The 15,782-nt window shown below is 58.1% G+C and carries 13 protein-coding genes; 12 read left to right on the forward strand and 1 reads right to left on the reverse strand.

From position 1 onward, the window contains the following. Positions 1–191 precede the first annotated feature (191 nt). From FHT86_RS15820 to FHT86_RS15840, 5 genes are all read left to right on the forward strand, one after another. On the forward strand, positions 192–1,217 hold the full coding sequence (locus FHT86_RS15820; protein WP_133707732.1) for an ABC transporter permease: 1,026 nt from the start codon (positions 192–194) through the stop codon (positions 1,215–1,217). Then, positions 1,214–2,281, forward strand: coding sequence for a substrate-binding domain-containing protein (locus FHT86_RS15825; RefSeq protein WP_133707733.1), 1,068 nt, complete (start codon positions 1,214–1,216; stop codon positions 2,279–2,281). The genes FHT86_RS15820 and FHT86_RS15825 overlap by 4 nt, the downstream gene beginning before the upstream one ends. A 71-nt stretch (positions 2,282–2,352) precedes the next feature. After that, positions 2,353–4,857, forward strand: coding sequence for an ATP-binding cassette domain-containing protein (locus tag FHT86_RS15830; RefSeq protein ID WP_133707734.1), 2,505 nt, complete (start codon positions 2,353–2,355; stop codon positions 4,855–4,857). 130 nt (positions 4,858–4,987) lie between these two features. Further along, positions 4,988–5,503 (forward strand): VOC family protein, encoded by a 516-nt coding sequence (locus tag FHT86_RS15835; RefSeq protein ID WP_133707735.1) that lies wholly within the window; start codon positions 4,988–4,990, stop codon positions 5,501–5,503. 693 nt (positions 5,504–6,196) lie between these two features. After that, positions 6,197–7,969 (forward strand): FAD-dependent oxidoreductase, encoded by a 1,773-nt coding sequence (locus tag FHT86_RS15840; protein WP_133707736.1) that lies wholly within the window; start codon positions 6,197–6,199, stop codon positions 7,967–7,969. Between the two features lie 137 nt (positions 7,970–8,106). On the opposite strand, the gene gcvA is transcribed toward FHT86_RS15840, so the two are convergent. Then, positions 8,107–9,009, reverse strand: a complete 903-nt coding sequence (gcvA, locus tag FHT86_RS15845) for a transcriptional regulator GcvA (RefSeq protein WP_133707737.1) — start codon at positions 9,007–9,009, stop codon at positions 8,107–8,109. Between the two features lie 227 nt (positions 9,010–9,236). On the opposite strand from gcvA, the gene leuC reads away from it, so the two are divergent. From leuC to FHT86_RS15880, 7 genes are all read left to right on the forward strand, one after another. Further along, complete coding sequence (leuC, locus tag FHT86_RS15850) at positions 9,237–10,652, forward strand: 3-isopropylmalate dehydratase large subunit (RefSeq protein ID WP_133707738.1); 1,416 nt, start codon at positions 9,237–9,239, stop codon at positions 10,650–10,652. Further along, positions 10,649–11,287, forward strand: a complete 639-nt coding sequence (leuD, locus tag FHT86_RS15855) for a 3-isopropylmalate dehydratase small subunit (protein WP_133707739.1) — start codon at positions 10,649–10,651, stop codon at positions 11,285–11,287. The genes leuC and leuD overlap by 4 nt, the downstream gene beginning before the upstream one ends. Continuing rightward, positions 11,284–12,168: an oxaloacetate decarboxylase gene (locus FHT86_RS15860; protein ID WP_166656831.1), complete on the forward strand. Its 885-nt coding sequence runs from the start codon at positions 11,284–11,286 to the stop codon at positions 12,166–12,168. The genes leuD and FHT86_RS15860 overlap by 4 nt, the downstream gene beginning before the upstream one ends. A gap of 103 nt (positions 12,169–12,271) precedes the next feature. Further along, positions 12,272–13,270 (forward strand): ABC transporter substrate-binding protein, encoded by a 999-nt coding sequence (locus tag FHT86_RS15865; protein WP_166656832.1) that lies wholly within the window; start codon positions 12,272–12,274, stop codon positions 13,268–13,270. After that, positions 13,267–14,073, forward strand: coding sequence for an ABC transporter ATP-binding protein (locus FHT86_RS15870; RefSeq protein ID WP_133707742.1), 807 nt, complete (start codon positions 13,267–13,269; stop codon positions 14,071–14,073). Before FHT86_RS15865 ends, FHT86_RS15870 begins: the two co-directional genes overlap by 4 nt. Continuing rightward, positions 14,073–14,825 carry an ABC transporter permease gene (locus FHT86_RS15875; protein ID WP_133707743.1) on the forward strand — a complete coding sequence of 251 codons (753 nt, stop codon included), beginning with the start codon at positions 14,073–14,075 and terminating at the stop codon, positions 14,823–14,825. The genes FHT86_RS15870 and FHT86_RS15875 overlap by 1 nt, the downstream gene beginning before the upstream one ends. Next, entirely contained in the window at positions 14,825–15,571 is a 747-nt protein-coding gene (locus tag FHT86_RS15880) for an ABC transporter permease (RefSeq protein ID WP_133707744.1), read from the forward strand. The genes FHT86_RS15875 and FHT86_RS15880 overlap by 1 nt, the downstream gene beginning before the upstream one ends. Positions 15,572–15,782 lie beyond the last annotated feature (211 nt).

A 15,782-nucleotide genomic window follows, 5' to 3' on the forward strand; every position in this document is an offset into this window, starting at 1 on the left:
TAAAACTGTTGCCTCGTCGACGGTGTGATCGGTCAGAAAGTGCCGAATCGACTGCAGATTGGCCAGCTAGCAACCGCAAACTCTGACACCGGTCTGGGATCTCTTTTGGCGTTTACCGAACGTGCTGCGCGGCCTTTGCGTCGAGGGCTCGAAGGTGTTGCCGTGAACATCAGTGTGAAAGGCGGGCTTGGATGACGAACGCTACCCCCATTGCTTCAAATGGACTTCCCAGGGAGACAATATTGTCAACGCCGTTGGCTCGAAGCTTTGTGACAGTCGTTTTCTCGACACTCGTTCTTCTCGTCGTGTGCCTGCTCTTCGCGCCTTCGAGCGTTTCCTGGGGCGCGCTATCGGGAAGTCTGCCTTTTGCGGCGACCATTGCCATCGTTGGCTTGGGGCAGCTGCTGGTTGTGCAACAGGGTGGTTTCGATCTCTCGCTACCGGGAGCTGTTTCGCTCGCTGTGGTTGTTTCGACCCATCATCCGCATCAGGATGATGGGCTGCTCTATCAAGCCGTGCTGCTCGCGATCGCTTTCGCCCTCGTCGCGGGCTTCCTGAACGGCATCCTCGTGAGTTTCTTTCGGCTGAACGCTATTATCGCAACGATCGGTACCAATGCCCTACTTTATGGAGCAGTGTTCGCGACATCCGGTGGTGTTCCCTCGATCACCACGAACCTTCTCGCCGAGATTGCAGGCGGCGAGACATTGGGGCTTCCGAACTCAGTCTACTTCGTGCTTGGTGCCACTGCCATCGTCTCGTTTGTGCTCAAGAAGACAGTGGTCGGGCGGAGGTTCGAGGCGATTGGCGCCAATCCATTAGCAGGGCGCGCCGCCGGGCTTCGTGTGCGTCTCCATCAGATGATGGCTTATGTCTACGCGCAGCTTCTTTACTGCCTGGCCGGCATTCTGATCGCTGGCATCACTCGCGAACCGACTGCCTTTCAGGGTGACAGCCTACTGCTGCCATCCGTTGCGGTCGTGGTTCTTGGCGGGACCTCGCTCCTCGGTGGGCGAGGCTATCCGATCTCGACGGTGATCGCGGCGTTCTTCCTTAACCAATTGAGCCAATTCGCACTCTCAGTCGGGGTTCCGTTTTCGGCTCAAACCATCATTCAGGCCTTGGCTCTGGGTTTTGGCATCGGTGTTTACTCACTCCGTTGGAGCGTAAACTTAAGACAAACGGCTGGAACAAAAAATGTGGAGGAGAAGAAATGAAATATTCTAATTTTGCAAAGGGCTTAGCCATCTCCCTTGGGGCGACGGTTATGGCACTCGGCAGCGCCAACCTTGCCAAAGCCGAGGTGCCTTCCTGGTGCGGACCAAAGAAAGCAACGCTGGCGCTGCTCGACGGTTATGGCGGTAACAGCTGGCGGCAGGTGACGACGGCCTCTGGTAAACAGACGGTAGAGCTCTGCCCCAGCATCACCAAGTACGAATATGCGGACGGTCAGGGCGACACACAGAAGTCCATCTCGGACATCAAGAGCATGGCGGCGAAGGGCGTCGATGCGCTCGTGGTGTTCGGTGATGCCGGCCCCGCGGTGCTTCCGGCGATAACCAGTGTCTTTAAGTCGGGCAAGATCATCGTGCCCTATCGTGTGGCAGTCGGCGGCAAGGAGGGCGTGAACTACTCCAAGTTCATTGGCTCGTCCTTCGAAAACGACGGGGCGACCTGGGGCAAATGGATCAAGAGCGTCCTTCCGAAGGGTGGAAACGTGCTGTTCCTCAGCGGACCGGCAGGTAACAGCCAGGGATTGGATGAACTCAAGGGTTTGAAGAGCGTCTTGGGTCCCGAATATGTTTTCGTCAATGCGCAACCTTTCGATGTCACCAACTGGGATCCGGCGCTGACCCAGAAGGTCCTGACGGCGGAAATTGCCAAGAATGCCAAGATCGACGTCATCGTCTCCGACTTCGGCCCGTCATTGGTTGGCGCGTTGCCCACATTTACCAAGCAGGGCAAGTCGATCCCCGCGCTCGCGACCTCCGACGGCAATTCGCTAGGCTGCTTCTGGCATGACAACCAGGCAAGCAATCCGGATTTCAAGCTGTTCACGGTCGCGACTGGCAATGACAATGTGAGGCTCGCTGTACAATGGGCCGTCGCACTTGCAACGGGCGGCGAAAAACCGAAGGACGCGATCTTCAAGGCACCGGCTTTTGAGGACTCGGTATCGGGCAAGCCGAATGCGGTTCTGTGCCGCAAGGATTTGCCCGGCGCGATCTACATGTCCTCTGAACTCCCGGCCGAGGATCAGGCCAAGGCCGTCGGTCAGTGATCGAAAGACACGCATGAAATTCCCCGGAGGGAAACCCCTCCGGGTAGGCTTCCCAAGACGGATGACAGGATATGGCGGAATTAGGGGTTAAAGAGATCGAGGCGGGAACGGGAGACGTGATCATCCGTCTAGCTGGCATCTACAAGTATTTCTCGGTCGTCCCGGCACTCAGCGATGTGAGCGTCGAGTTCTACCCCGGCGAGGTGCACGCGATTCTCGGCGAGAACGGCGCCGGCAAGTCGACGCTGATGAATATTATCTCGGGCACACTTCAGCCGACGCAAGGAGAGATCAGTTTCGAAGGGCGGCCAGTCCATCAAATGACTCCTGAGGTGGCGAAGTCTCACGGCATCGGCATCTGCTTCCAGCATCCTGCCATTCTCGAAGACCTCTCGATCCTTGAAAATCTACGCGTGGCCTTGCCCGCATCCGTTTTTTCGGGCCAGCCGCCGCAAGAGGTCGTGCAGCAGGTCCTGGATACGGTTGGGCTGCGAGTGCCGCTGCGCATGCGCGCCGATAGCCTGACGGTGGCGCAGAAGCATTTGCTCGAAATCGCAAAAGCGCTCGCGCTCAAACCGAAGGTTCTCATTCTTGACGAGCCAACCGCCTCTCTCGATCAGGAATCGACAGACATGTTGTTTGGTCGAATCCGTGAGATTGTCGGGGCCGGGACATCCGTCATCTACATTACACATCGTCTTGCTGAGCTTCGACAGATCGCCCACCGCGTCACGGTGTTGCGCGATGGACGCGTCCGCGGCGCAGAGCTGGTACGGAACATCAGCGATACAGATCTCGTGAACCTCATCGTCGGGCGCACGCTCAAGGCGGCTTTTCCGCCGAAGTCACAGCGGGCTTCCGAAGAGATAGGCTTTTCCATCGCTGGAGCGAACTCAAAGGATCTAACGGATGTGAGCTTTGATGTGCCCCGCGGTCAGATCGTCGGCGTTGCCGGCGTGGCGGGTAACGGGCAGCCGGAGCTTATGCGCGTGCTCGCCGGGTTACAGCCGACGGAGGGTACGATTTCTCTGCGCGGCCGCGTGCTCAATCAGCACGAATTGCTGCGCGAAGCCGCCTTCATGCCTTCCGACCGCCACATTGAAGGCGTCGCAAGCGGCCTGACTGTTCGCGAAAACGCGACGTTTTCGGCGCTTGAGAAGTTTGCGGTCGGGGGAATCATTAGCCGAAAAAAGGAACTCGCTCAGGTCGAGTCCATCTTCGGTGAACTGGCGGTAAAAACTCCGGGCATGGAAGCGCCAATTCTGTCGCTATCCGGCGGAAACCAACAGAAAGTAGTCATGTCCCGAGCGCTTTTGTCGGAGCCGGGCCTCATCATTGCCGATGAACCAACGCAGGGCGTGGATGTTGGCGCGCGCTTTGAAATCTACCGCATTCTCCGGGAAGTGTCGGCTTCGGGGACACCCGTTATAGTGAATTCCTCCGATGCGGTCGAACTCGAGGGGCTCTGCGACAAGGTGGTCGTGATGTCGAGAGGACATCTCGTCGAGACTTTAGTCGGTCACGAAGTCACGGAAGGGCGCATAGTAGCGGCAGCCGTCAAGGCAGAAACGCACGGCGGCGGAAGCGCTTCGAGGGTCAAGGCGGCGAAAACAAGTTGGATCGCGCATTTCCTGCAGTCCGACAATGCGCCGGCCGTTCCCTTGGCTCTCGTCACAGTCCTTCTCGGGCTCTATGTGTACGGCCAGAACGAAAACTTCCTTTCGGTCTACAATATCTACAACATTTTCCTCCTCGCAACAGCACTGGGCTTCATCGCGATGGGGCAGACGGTAGCATTGCTAATGGGCGGCATCGATCTCTCTGTCGGCCCGCTTGCCGGCTTCCTCGTCGTCGTCGCGTCCTTCTTCATCAATGACGACAAGTCTGCGGTGATGATGCTGGCAGGATTCCTGCTGATGTTCGCGGGCGCATTCATCACCGGGACAATTAACGGGTTCCTGATACGTTTCGCGAACTTTACGCCCATCGCAGCGACCCTCGCCATGTACATCGCTATACAAGGCTTCAGCTTTCTTCTACGCGACAACCCGGATGGCTACATAAGCTCTGCCGTCACGGATTGGGTCAACTGGCAATGGGGTCCGTTCCCTGTCGCTTTCCTCGCGCTTGTGGCTGTCGCCGTGGTTGGGGAATATGTATTGCGCCGAACGAAGGCCGGCTGGCGCTTGAGGGCAATCGGCTCGGACGAGCACTCCTCCCGCAGAACGGGCATTCGAGTCGATCTGACGTTCATCACGGGGTACATTGCCTGCTCGTTGCTGACGAGCCTCGGCGCGATAATGCTGATGACTCAGATTGGTGTCGGCGACCCTCGTCAGGGCATCAACTACACGCTTTCGAGCATCACGGCTGTGGTTCTTGGCGGAACTAGCCTAACGGGTGGGCGCGGGACCTTCATCGGAACGATACTTGGCGCCGTCCTGCTCACCGAGGTTCTGAACGCGGTGACCTTCCTGGGTCTTACACAGACTTACCAGTATCTCTTCCAGGGCGTCCTGATTGTCGTCGCCGCGCTCATCTATTCCGCGGTGCGCAGACGAGAGGCCTCCCGATAGATCAGATGTTCGTGGCATATCCTCGACCCGATCTCTTTTCTTCCAGGCGCTGAAGAAATCATTCTGGTTGAATTTCGCCACAAACATCAAAGTTTCAATCATTTAACCGCATTGTGATGAGGACTGCAACATGGCGAACAAGATCTACGGCATGCATCATATTGGCATCACGGTACCAGACATCGAAGAGGGTATTGCGTTCTTCCAAGCTGTCTTCGGTGCCATCGAGGTCTTTCGCACCGGGCCGTTCGATGTCGATCAGGATTTCATGAAGAACAAGCTTGGCGCATCGGCGCAATCAACCATTCGCGACCTGGTTTTTCTCCGATGTGGCGAGGGAACGAGTGTCGAGCTTTTCGAATATCGCGGTGAGGAAGCCTCACGACCCAGGCGGTCGTCGGAAGTCGGCGGGATGCACCTGTGCTTTGAGGTCGAAGATGTACATGCCTCGGCGGAGCGACTGCGTGCGCAAGGTATCGAGATGCTCGACGGCCCCAACCTGGTGGAAACAGGCCCTTTGGCGGGCTTCAACTGGATCTACTTTCGGGCACCGTGGGGGCTAATTCTTGAAATCGCAAGTTTCGACAAGCTCGGCTATGAAGAAAATTCGTCCCATCGCCTGTGGAGAGCGGGTCGACGCAATTGAGGCCCTGTCGCTTGGTGGTTAAACGTGAGAATGCGGCGGTTTCGGCGTAAGCGGTTTTGACCCACCTCCGGATCGCGGTAACCGCCCGGCTGTTGCCGCGCCTTGATGGGTGTGATGGTGTCTGGGTCTGAGACCTAGTGAAACTCGGGCGGCCTTGCGATGCCGGTCGATCGGGCGCAGCGCCAATCCGTCGCTCGACCTAAACCGTGCTTTGCGCAAACCTTATCTCCTAGAAAAATAGTGATCATCGTATGATCGACTACGCCACGGGTGATATCTTCTTCCCGCAAAATTGCCGTGCAAACGCTAAAGGCTTGGGAGCCGTATCGGCATTGCGTGCATATCCTATTTCACGTTCAGATCTCTGACATTGTCTCGCACCTTTCGCGAAAACGGAACCAATACCGTGACCGCGATGTTGGGAGGATCAAATTGAACAGGATGCTTTGTTTCTGGCAACGTCCCTCTTCGGCTGGCATCGCGGATCCCTATTGTTCGGCTGGAAGATGAACGGGATTGTAGAGCGTGCAAGGCTGTCACTAATCCTTTTGCTCGAGTGACGAGCAATTTTCATTCTACTTTATGCGAAATTGTTCTGTGAATAGTGAAGCATTAGCGTGCTCACTAGGTCTGCGCCTCCACTCAATTCGCTGACGATCGCGCCAAGACCAATCCGTAGTGCCAAGGGGATGGGTGATTGCGGCTACTGCCATAAGGACGTTAGCTCAAAAGTGGGGGGTGAGGATGTTTGTGGGTCCAGAGGTGTTTCAACAGGGGTTCGACGTGTGCGTCGTGGGCGCAGGCCCGGTCGGCATTGCCGTTGCGCTGGAATTGAGCAGGCGCGGCATGCGAGCGGTGCTTATCGAGGCCGGACCGAAACAATCGAAACGACCGCAACGAAACGAAACAGGCTTCGACATAGGAGACGATATCCATCACGCCGCGGACCGAGTTACTTCGGCCACCGGACTCGGCGGCACGTCCGAACGATGGGGTGGGCAATGCGTTGAGCTGGACGATATAGACTTCGAAGCAAGAGATTATGTCGCACACTCGGGTTGGCCGATTGCCCACGAAAAGATTTCGCCTTTCTATCAGCGGGCGCGGGCTCTTTTGAGCAGCAATGTCAGCGGTGAGCGATCAGAGCCGGAACCGGAGACCGATTTTCCAATATCCCGGGAAAGCTGGACGCGAATACGCAACACAGCCAGAGCCAATAGGGCTGAGCTTGCTTCTTCGCAGAACCTCTTTGTTGCCCTGGACGCGAGGGTCAAGGCTTTGGCGTTCGACCCCGTGGAAGGGCGGGTACATTCCATTTCGATTGCCTGCCGCGGCGGTTCTTACAACGTGTGCGCCGATCACTATGTGCTAGCCTGTGGCGGCAGAGGCAATACCCGGCTGCTGCTGAACCTTCAGCTCGCGTTTCCGCAATTGTTCGGCGGAAGCGATGGGCCGCTCGGGCGCTTCTACATGGGACACCTGGCGGGACAGATCGCGCAGATCGAATTCGCCAGCAAGGAGCATGCCGACCGGTATCTTTTTAAGCGCACGTCCACCGGAACCTTCGTGTGCAATCGGTTTCAACCCTCCCCCAAGCTGCAACGGGCACTCGAACTGCCGAATATCGCCTTTTGGCCGACGAACCGGAGGGCCGCTTTCGGTGAGGCCGACGCGGCGCTCTCGCTACTATATCTCTGGAACAGTCGGAAGACCGTCGTGCACAAGGCGACATGGGGCGAAGCCGACCGATCCCGTTACTATAATTTGCTGCATAGTGTACTACGCAATCCCTTTGGCGCGGCCTATTCCGCGCTGGCGCTGGTTCGCCAAAAATATGGCTTGGCCGAACCATATGTTCTGCTGCGGAGGCCAGACATGAGATACGGCCTTCGCTATCATGGGGAGCAAATTCCAAGCAGTTCAAACCGTGCCTTCCTCAAGCCCGAGCAAGATGCGGACGGCCAGTTCAAGCTCGAGGTCTCATTCCGGTATTTGCCTCAGGATTTTAGCGGGACGCTCCAAGCACATCTCGCCCTTGATCGCTGGCTCAAGGAGCGCAAGATGGGCAAGCTGATATTCGACGCAGCCCCCGAAGATCTTGAAGAGCATATCGCCGCGCAAGCCAAAGATGGCTACCATCAGATCGGGTTGACCAGGATGGGCGTCGACCGCAACCATGCCATCGTCAACGACAACTGTCGCGTCTTCGACATCGCTAACCTCTATCTCGCCGGAAGCTCCGTTTTCGCGACGTCCGGACAAGCTAACCCCACGCTTCCTGCCGTCGCCTTTGCCATCAGACTCGCCGAACATCTCGTCACTGAGGTCCGCCGTCAAAGCACGGCGGGTTTGTCGACGAGCAGCCGCTTCGAGCGTCCAAAGGGATCGCCTCTGCGTGTCGGGGCGGACGACTTGGAACGTCCTGCTATTCGGCAGCTAAGTTCAAGGCAAGGCTTGAGGCGCTGACGGAATAGAGGCGCGTCGCGGTGATTCGATCAAGGCACTGCCAGAAGCCGATCGCTGTCGCGATCCGCGATCAATTGCTCGGCTGATTGCCGCGTTACCCGTTTTTGGGGCGAGTGTTCGAGCTTGTTCAAATCCACTCAGGCCGTGTCCCCTTCCTCTTCCCGTGCCAAGGCGGTGATCCAGCTCTCGAAAGTGGTGATTTTCGGCGGCGGTCGTGGGTTGGTGTAGGTGATGTAGTATGCTTGGCCAGTTGGCACTCTAAGTTGGAAAGGCTCTATCAGCCGCCCTGTTCGCAGGTCGTCTTTCACAAAAGCATATTGCGCCATGACGATACCGAGCTCATCGGTGGCAGCCTGGTATGCCAAGGCGCTGTTTTCAAATTTCAGGCCGCTGTTTCCATCGATATGCGGCAGGTTCGCTGCGCTCAGCCAGTCCGGCCAGTCATTCGGCCGGTGCATCGAGCAAAGAAGCACATGATGCGCAAGGTCAGAAGGCTGCTGCGGCCTAGGGAACATCTTGAACAATCCCGGACTGCAAACCGGCAGCAATACCTCGCCAAACAGCCGGTGGTGCTTGACATTCGGGCTTGGGACGTAGCCCGATTGGATCGCGACATCGATATCCTCGATAGCGAAATCAGCCGGCTGATGTGATGTCGTAATCTGCACATCGATATGTCTGTTGAGGGCATGAAAGCGGGCAAGCCGCGGCACGAGCCAGCGAATGGCGAAGGTCGGCGGAAGCTTCAGCTTGAGCATGTTGGCGTCGGGCTTCTTGGTCAGCTGTTTGGTCTGGAGGTCGATCTCTTTAAAGACCGGGCTGATACCACGGTAATAGCTGTCGCCCTCCGGCGTCAGTTCGCTCCCGCGTCGGGTTCTGACGAAGAGCGGCACGCCCAGCCATTGTTCGAGCTGGGAAACATGCCGGCTCACGGCTCCCTGCGTTACCGATAGTTCCCGCGCGGCTTGCGTGAGACTGCCGTTGCGGGCCGCGGCTTCGAATGCGCGCAAAGCGTTCAGAGGCGGAAGGCGTAAGGTCATTGTGCCATGACTTTTTCTAGGGTCACTATGATTAAATTCTGGCTATCGAGCCGAGATTTCTCATGTTTATGTAACTGACAGCGATCCTCATATGCAAGAAAATCAGGATATGCCAAGCCGGTGGAATGCCGGAATATTAATCCGAACCTTGGGAGGAGGCGGGGAGAGCGAAGCAAATCGCATGTCGGCGCAAGGCGCGGCAATGCGGCTGTCCCCCTGGCATATAAATGAATAAGCCCGCTCAAAGTCTTTTTGAAAAAATCTGGCAGTCCCATCTCATTCGGCATTTTGACGACGGACGCGACCTGCTTTTTGTCGACCGCCATGTCCTGCAGGAAACGACCAGCGCCCGTGCCTTCGAGGGGCTAGTGCGTAAGATGCGTCCGGTCCTGCATCCCGAACTCAGCGTTGCCACCCAGGACCATATCATCTCGACGGAGCCGGGACGCACCGAAACGACGAACCCGCAGGGTCGCGAGCTGCTGACCCTGATGCGGGCAAACGCCTTCGCAAACCGGATTCGGCATTTCGGCGTCGAAGATCCACGCCAGGGCATCGTCCATGTCATCGGTCCCGAACTCGGCTTGGCTTTGCCCGGCGCGATCCTGGTTTGCGGCGACAGCCACACGTCGACGGCCGGCGGATTGGGTGCGCTCGGCATCGGTATCGGCACGAGCGAGGTCGAACATGTCCTTGCGACGCAGACGCTGGCCCTCGTCAAGCCGCGAACCATGCGGATCGTCTTTTCCGGCCGGTTGCCTGCCGGCGTGACTGCGAAAGACATGATCCTGCACGCGATCGGTAAGTTCGGCATTGCGGCGGGGCAGGGACACGCCGTCGAATACGCTGGCGACACAATCGAAGCGTTGCCGATCGAGGCGCGGCTGACGATCTGCAACATGTCGATCGAGATCGGCGCGCGCCTCGGTCTGATCGCTCCGGACGAGGCGACGATCGCCTATGTCACTGGCCGTGAATACGCGCCCCGGGGCGATATGCTTGAGAGAGCAATCGCGCATTGGCGTGGCTTGGTCACCGATGCCGGGACGAATTTCGACAAGGATCTTGCCATCGATTCCACCAGGATTGCACCGCAGGTGACCTGGGGAACGACGCAGCAGGACGTTGTCGGCATTGGCGAGCGCGTTCCCGATCCCGCCAGCTTCAATGAGGCGACGCGGCGCGAATTGGCGAGTGACGCCATGCGGTACATGGACCTTTCTCCTGGCATGCCGCTCGAAGGATTGCCGATCAATATCGCCTTCATCGGATCGTGCACGAACGCCCGCCTCTCGGATCTCGAGGATGCTGCGGCGGTGGCGCGAGGCCGCAAGGTTGCCGAAGGCGTTCGCGCCATGGTCGTTCCCGGCTCGATGAGCGTCAAGCGCGCGGCCGAAGCCAAGGGTCTCCACACCATATTTCAGGAAGCCGGTTTCGAGTGGCGGGATGCCGGCTGCTCGATGTGCGTGAGCATGAACGAGGACGTCGTTCCGCCGGGAAGCCGCTGTATTGCGACCTCAAATCGCAATTTCGAAAACAGGCAGGGACCACGCAGCCGGACACATCTCGCCAGCCCCGCAATGGTGGCCGCGGCGGCCATTACCGGCAAAATTTCGGATGTGCGTAAGGTGATGGCGTCATGAGTCAGGGTTTCGTCAATTTCTCAGGCATAGCGGCGGCTATGCCGGCAGCCAATATCAACACGGATGCCATCATTCCGATACCCTGGATGCGCACCGCTCATGCCGATCTCGGAAAAGGTCTGTTTGCCGTGCAGCGATATGATGATGTCGGTAAAGAGCGTCCGGAATTCATCCTGAACCAGCAGCCGTTCCGCTCCGCATCGATCTTGCTCGGCGGCGAGAATTTCGGCTGCGGCAGTTCGCGAGAGGCTGCGGTCTGGGCGTTGGTACAGTTCGGCATCAAATGCGTCTTTGCGCCGAGCTTTGCCGATATCTTTTACGAGAATGCCTTCCGCAATGGCCTAGTCGCCGGCATCATCGACAAATCCGACCTGGAAGCCTGTATTGCCCTTTCCGGCGAAGAGGGCGGCGATCCGGTTTTCGCAGTCGATCTTCTGAACGGCACACTGACCCACGCGAAAGGCTGCCAGACGCGCTTTCGCATAGCCGCCTCCCGTCGTGACGCGCTCATACGCGGCGATGACGAGATCGGTCTCACTCTTCGCTATGCAGACGACATCGCTGCATTTCATGCCGAGGGGCTTGCCAACTATCCCTGGCTTCATGCTCCGCTCACATCCAAGGTATCAACGTGACTAGACAATCCTTCCGACAGGCGCTTGCTTCCGAGCGGCCACTCATCACCCCTCTTGCTCACGATGCCCTTTCCGCGCGCCTGATCGAAGAGGCTGGCTTCAAGGCCTTCACCATCGGCGGCTCGGCCTTGCTGGCCGCGCGTCATGCATATCCGGATATCGGCCTGATCGGTCTCACCGATATGGCGCAGGGCATTAAGGACATAGCCGATGCCTCCACCTTGCCATTCCTGACGGATGCCGATGATGGCTATGGAGACGTCAAGAGTACCGTCCGGACGGTACTGGCCTACGAAGCGATCGGTGTGGGCTGCATGCTCATCGAAGATCAGGAACGCGACCGGAAGCAGCAACGGGCGGACAAGGCCGCTGCCGTAGCGGATGAAGCCGTCATCGAGGCGAAGCTTCGCGCAGCACTCGCCACGCGCAACAATCCGGAGACCTTCATCATCGGACGTACAGATGCCTATGGCGTCTATGGGCTCGACGCGGCGATGCGCCGGGCTGAGCGTTTTTTATCGCTCGGCGTAGACGGCATTTTTATTGCCGGCTTGCGGACGGAGGCCGATTACGAGCGTGTCGGCAAGACGTTCAAAGGCTCCTTCATGTCGGCGGCAATGTTTGAAGGCGGCAATACACCGTGGCTTGCGCCCTCTGTGCTCGGCGAGATGGGCTTCAGTCAGGTTTCTTTCCCTGTCAGCCTTCTTCTTCGTTCCGTCGCCGCGATGCGTGCTGGCCTTGAGGATCTGCGCAAGCATGGGCGTGGCGAGACACGCTTGCAGCCGTTCGAAGGCATCGGACAAGCGCGCGAGATTTTGGATGCAGCCGTCAACTTGACGAAATGGCGGAGCATCGAAACAGAATTCGGACAGGGCGGCTGAAGGCCGGCTGTTTCGGAAAGCAATGCCTGTGATTGAAGGAGGAGAGTTTCATTCAGCGCACAGGAAAGATCGTGCTCAATCGAATACAATGGGAGGAAAGTGCATGCCAAGTTTGAATTTTCAATGTCTGTCGCGCTCGGCGATCGCTGTGGTCGCCGGCCTGATGCTCGCCGCACCTGCAGGCGCTGAGCAGCTGGTCGTCAGCAATTACGGCGTTTCCGCCAACGGCATGCCGTTCGCAGTCGCCATGGCCAAAGGTTATTTCAAGGATGAAGGCGCGAACGTCACCGGTATCGTAACATCCGACGGCGGTGGTACCACACTTCGCAACATGCTGGCCGGCGACGTGCCCTACGGCGAAGTCAATCCCAGCGTCGTTGTGGCTGCGATCCAGAAGGGCGCCGACATCAAGATCGTCAGCGACAATGTCAGCACGGTTGCCGAATTCGTCTGGGCGGTAAAGCCGGACTCGCCGATCAAGACCGTCAAGGATCTGAAGGGCAAGAAGATCGCCTATACCAACCCGCGTTCGACCAGCCAGGCGCTTGCGACGCTTCTGCTGCAGTCCGGTGGCCTCAAGACCGAAGATGCGGAACTCGTGAAGACCGGTGGGTTTGGTGAAGGCGTTGCCGCCCTTGACACCGACCTCGTCGACATCGCGCCCATTCCGGAACCGCTTTGGTCGAAATTCAAGGATAAGTATCGGCCTATCGCCAAAGCGACCGATATCCTGCCGCCACTTGAAAACGTTGTCGGCGTCGTCTCGCAATCCCAGGCCAAGGCAAAGGGCGATTTCATTCGCGCCGTCATTCGTGCACGCCGCAAGGCAGTGGACTTCATGATCCAGCATCCGGACGAGGCAGGCGATATCGTCGCCAAGGCCTATAATCTCGATCCTGCAGTCGGTCGTGCCGCCGTTACCAACCTGACGACCAGCAGAACCCAGGGCATGCCCTATTGGGGACCGGGTACCGTGCACATGGCAGGTCTGCAGCGCATGATCGAACTGCAAAAGTCGGTAGGGGCGATCTCGGGCGATGCCGACGTGGCGAAAATGATCGATACCAGCTTCCTGCCGGACGATATCAAGGGCATCCAATGACATCAGCAGCACATGTCACGCTTCGGGCGGCGGAGAAATCATTCCAACGCCCGGGCAGCAAGGAAATCGTGCATGCAATGGGGCCGATCGACCTCGATTTGCGCAAAGGTGAATTCTTTGCGGTCGTAGGACCCTCCGGATGCGGCAAGTCGACCATGCTCGAACTGATCGCCGGATTGACGACGGCAAGCAAGGGCAGCGTCGAATTCGAAGGCAATGCCATCGGCAATCGCATCCCCGATGGCGTCGGCGTGGTCTTCCAGGAGGATGCATCCTTCCCCTGGATGACCGTGCGGAACAATATCGAATTCGGATTGCGTCGAACGAAGCTCAGCCGGGAAGAAAGGGAAGGGCGCGTTTCGCGCGCCCTTAACATGATGGGCCTGTCCGCTTTTGCCGAGAGCTACCCCGCGCAGCTCTCCGGCGGCATGCGTCAGCGCGTCTGCATAGCGCGCACGCTGGTTACCCAACCGCGTCTAATCCTCCTCGACGAACCCTTCGGAGCGCTCGATCAGCAGACCCGCTTGCTGATGGGCGACGAGCTCCTGCGTCTTTGGCGGCACACCGGCGCCACCGTCTTTCTCATCACCCATGCCTTGGACGAGGCGGCGATGCTTGCCGACCGTATCGGTGTGATGTCGGCACGGCCGGGTAGGCTGCTCGATATCGTGGAAACCGGTTGGCCCAAGGATCGCGACAGTCGCATCGTCGAGGACAACCGCTTCGGCGAGATCACGGCGCGGCTTTGGCGGTCGCTGCGAACAGAGTCGATGAAGTCCATGGGGAAGGCGGGAGCTGCATGATGAGCCGCCCCGCGATCTATCGTCTGGTGATCATCCTCGGTTTCGTTGCCCTGCTCGAAGTCCTGTGCCTGACGGGGACGATCGACGTCATAACGATGCAGGCGCCGCATCGCATGATCATGGATCTATTCGCCATGCTGTCATCTGGCAGTCTCAACGCGGCGATCGCGAAAACGCTGTCCAACGCTGCAATTGCCTTTGTGCTGGCGCTCGTTGTCGGCGTCATGACCGCGGTCGTTCTCTACCGGTTCCGCTTGGCGCGCGATGTGCTCGATCCCCTGTTCGCGACCTATTATGCCATTCCCGTTTTTGCCTTCTATCCATTGCTCATCATCGTTCTGGGCCTCGGAGATGCACCGCAGATATTGCTGGGCTTCATGCTGGCGGTGGTGGCGGTCATCGTGAACACATTGAATGGCCTGGATCGTGTACCCCGCGTCCTTCTCAAGACGGCGAGGGTCAATCACATGGGACCGGTCGAGACCGCGGCAAAAATCATGCTGCCGTCCGCGGCACCCTATGTTCTGACCGGCGCCAAACTCGCGGTCGCCTATTCGCTGATTGGCATCATCGGTGCCGAGTTCATCATGTCGCGCGGCGGCATGGGATATGAAATCAGCTTTGCCTACAACAATTTCGATAACGCCACCATGTACCCGTTGATCATCCTGATCCTGTTCGTTTCGATCAGCGTGAACACCATCCTTGCCTATTGGGAGAAACGGCTCATGCGGCGGAGAGGACAGGGATAATGTCTGGTTCGCAAACGGCACTCCGAAATGCCGCAATCCTCATTCTGCTCGTCCTCATCTGCTGGCAGCTGCTTTACTGGGATGTCGGTGATATTGCGCTGCGCTCGCCGGCACAAACGCTGAGCTATGTCGGCACGCTGCTCGTCGGCGACATGATCTGGCCGCATCTGTGGGAAACCATGCGCGCCTTCGTGATGGCCTTGATCCTGGCAATCGTCTCGGGCCTGACGATCGGGTTTACCCTGGGCTACAGCCGTTCGGCCGCACAGACCTTCGAACCCATCCTCGTTGCATTCTATTCGATCCCCAAGATCACGCTTTATCCGATACTGCTTCTGATTTTCGGGCTTGGAATATCGGCGAAGGTGGCGTTCGGCACGATCCACGGCATTATCCCGATCGCGCTTTTCACCATGAACGCCGTTCGCAATGTTCGTCCGGTGCTGATCAAGACGGGCAAGGTAATGCAGCTCAGCCAGGCCGACATGGTGCGCACGATCCTGTTTCCCGCTGCCCTGCCGGAAATATTCACCGGCCTTCGTGTGGGCTTTTCGCTGACACTCATCGGTACACTGCTTGGTGAAATGTTCGCGTCCCAGAGCGGACTCGGTTTCCTTTTGATGAATGCAATCGGCTTACACAATATCGATCTGATCATGGCGATCACGCTTATCCTGGTTGTTTTTGCCGCCACCGTCAGCAGCGTCCTGCTTTTTTACGATCACAAATTGCATGGGCAGAGATAGGGTCAATCACCGGCCCGCTTGAGGAAGTTCCTCTCCTGCCATTCGGGTGGGGCGAGCTCCGCGATGGAGGGTGCCTTCATTGCATGCATGGCGGATTTCGCGCCATGGTTGCTCAGGCGGGTACGCCGGTGACAATCTGCTCGGAAAGCGCAATGAAGGCCCCGGGATGATGCGGCGGCACTACGGCGCTGGCGATGCCCAGCAATAAGCC

The sequence above is a fragment of the Rhizobium sp. BK313 genome (genome assembly GCF_014193655.1).
In the GTDB taxonomy this organism is placed as follows: domain Bacteria; phylum Pseudomonadota; class Alphaproteobacteria; order Rhizobiales; family Rhizobiaceae; genus Rhizobium.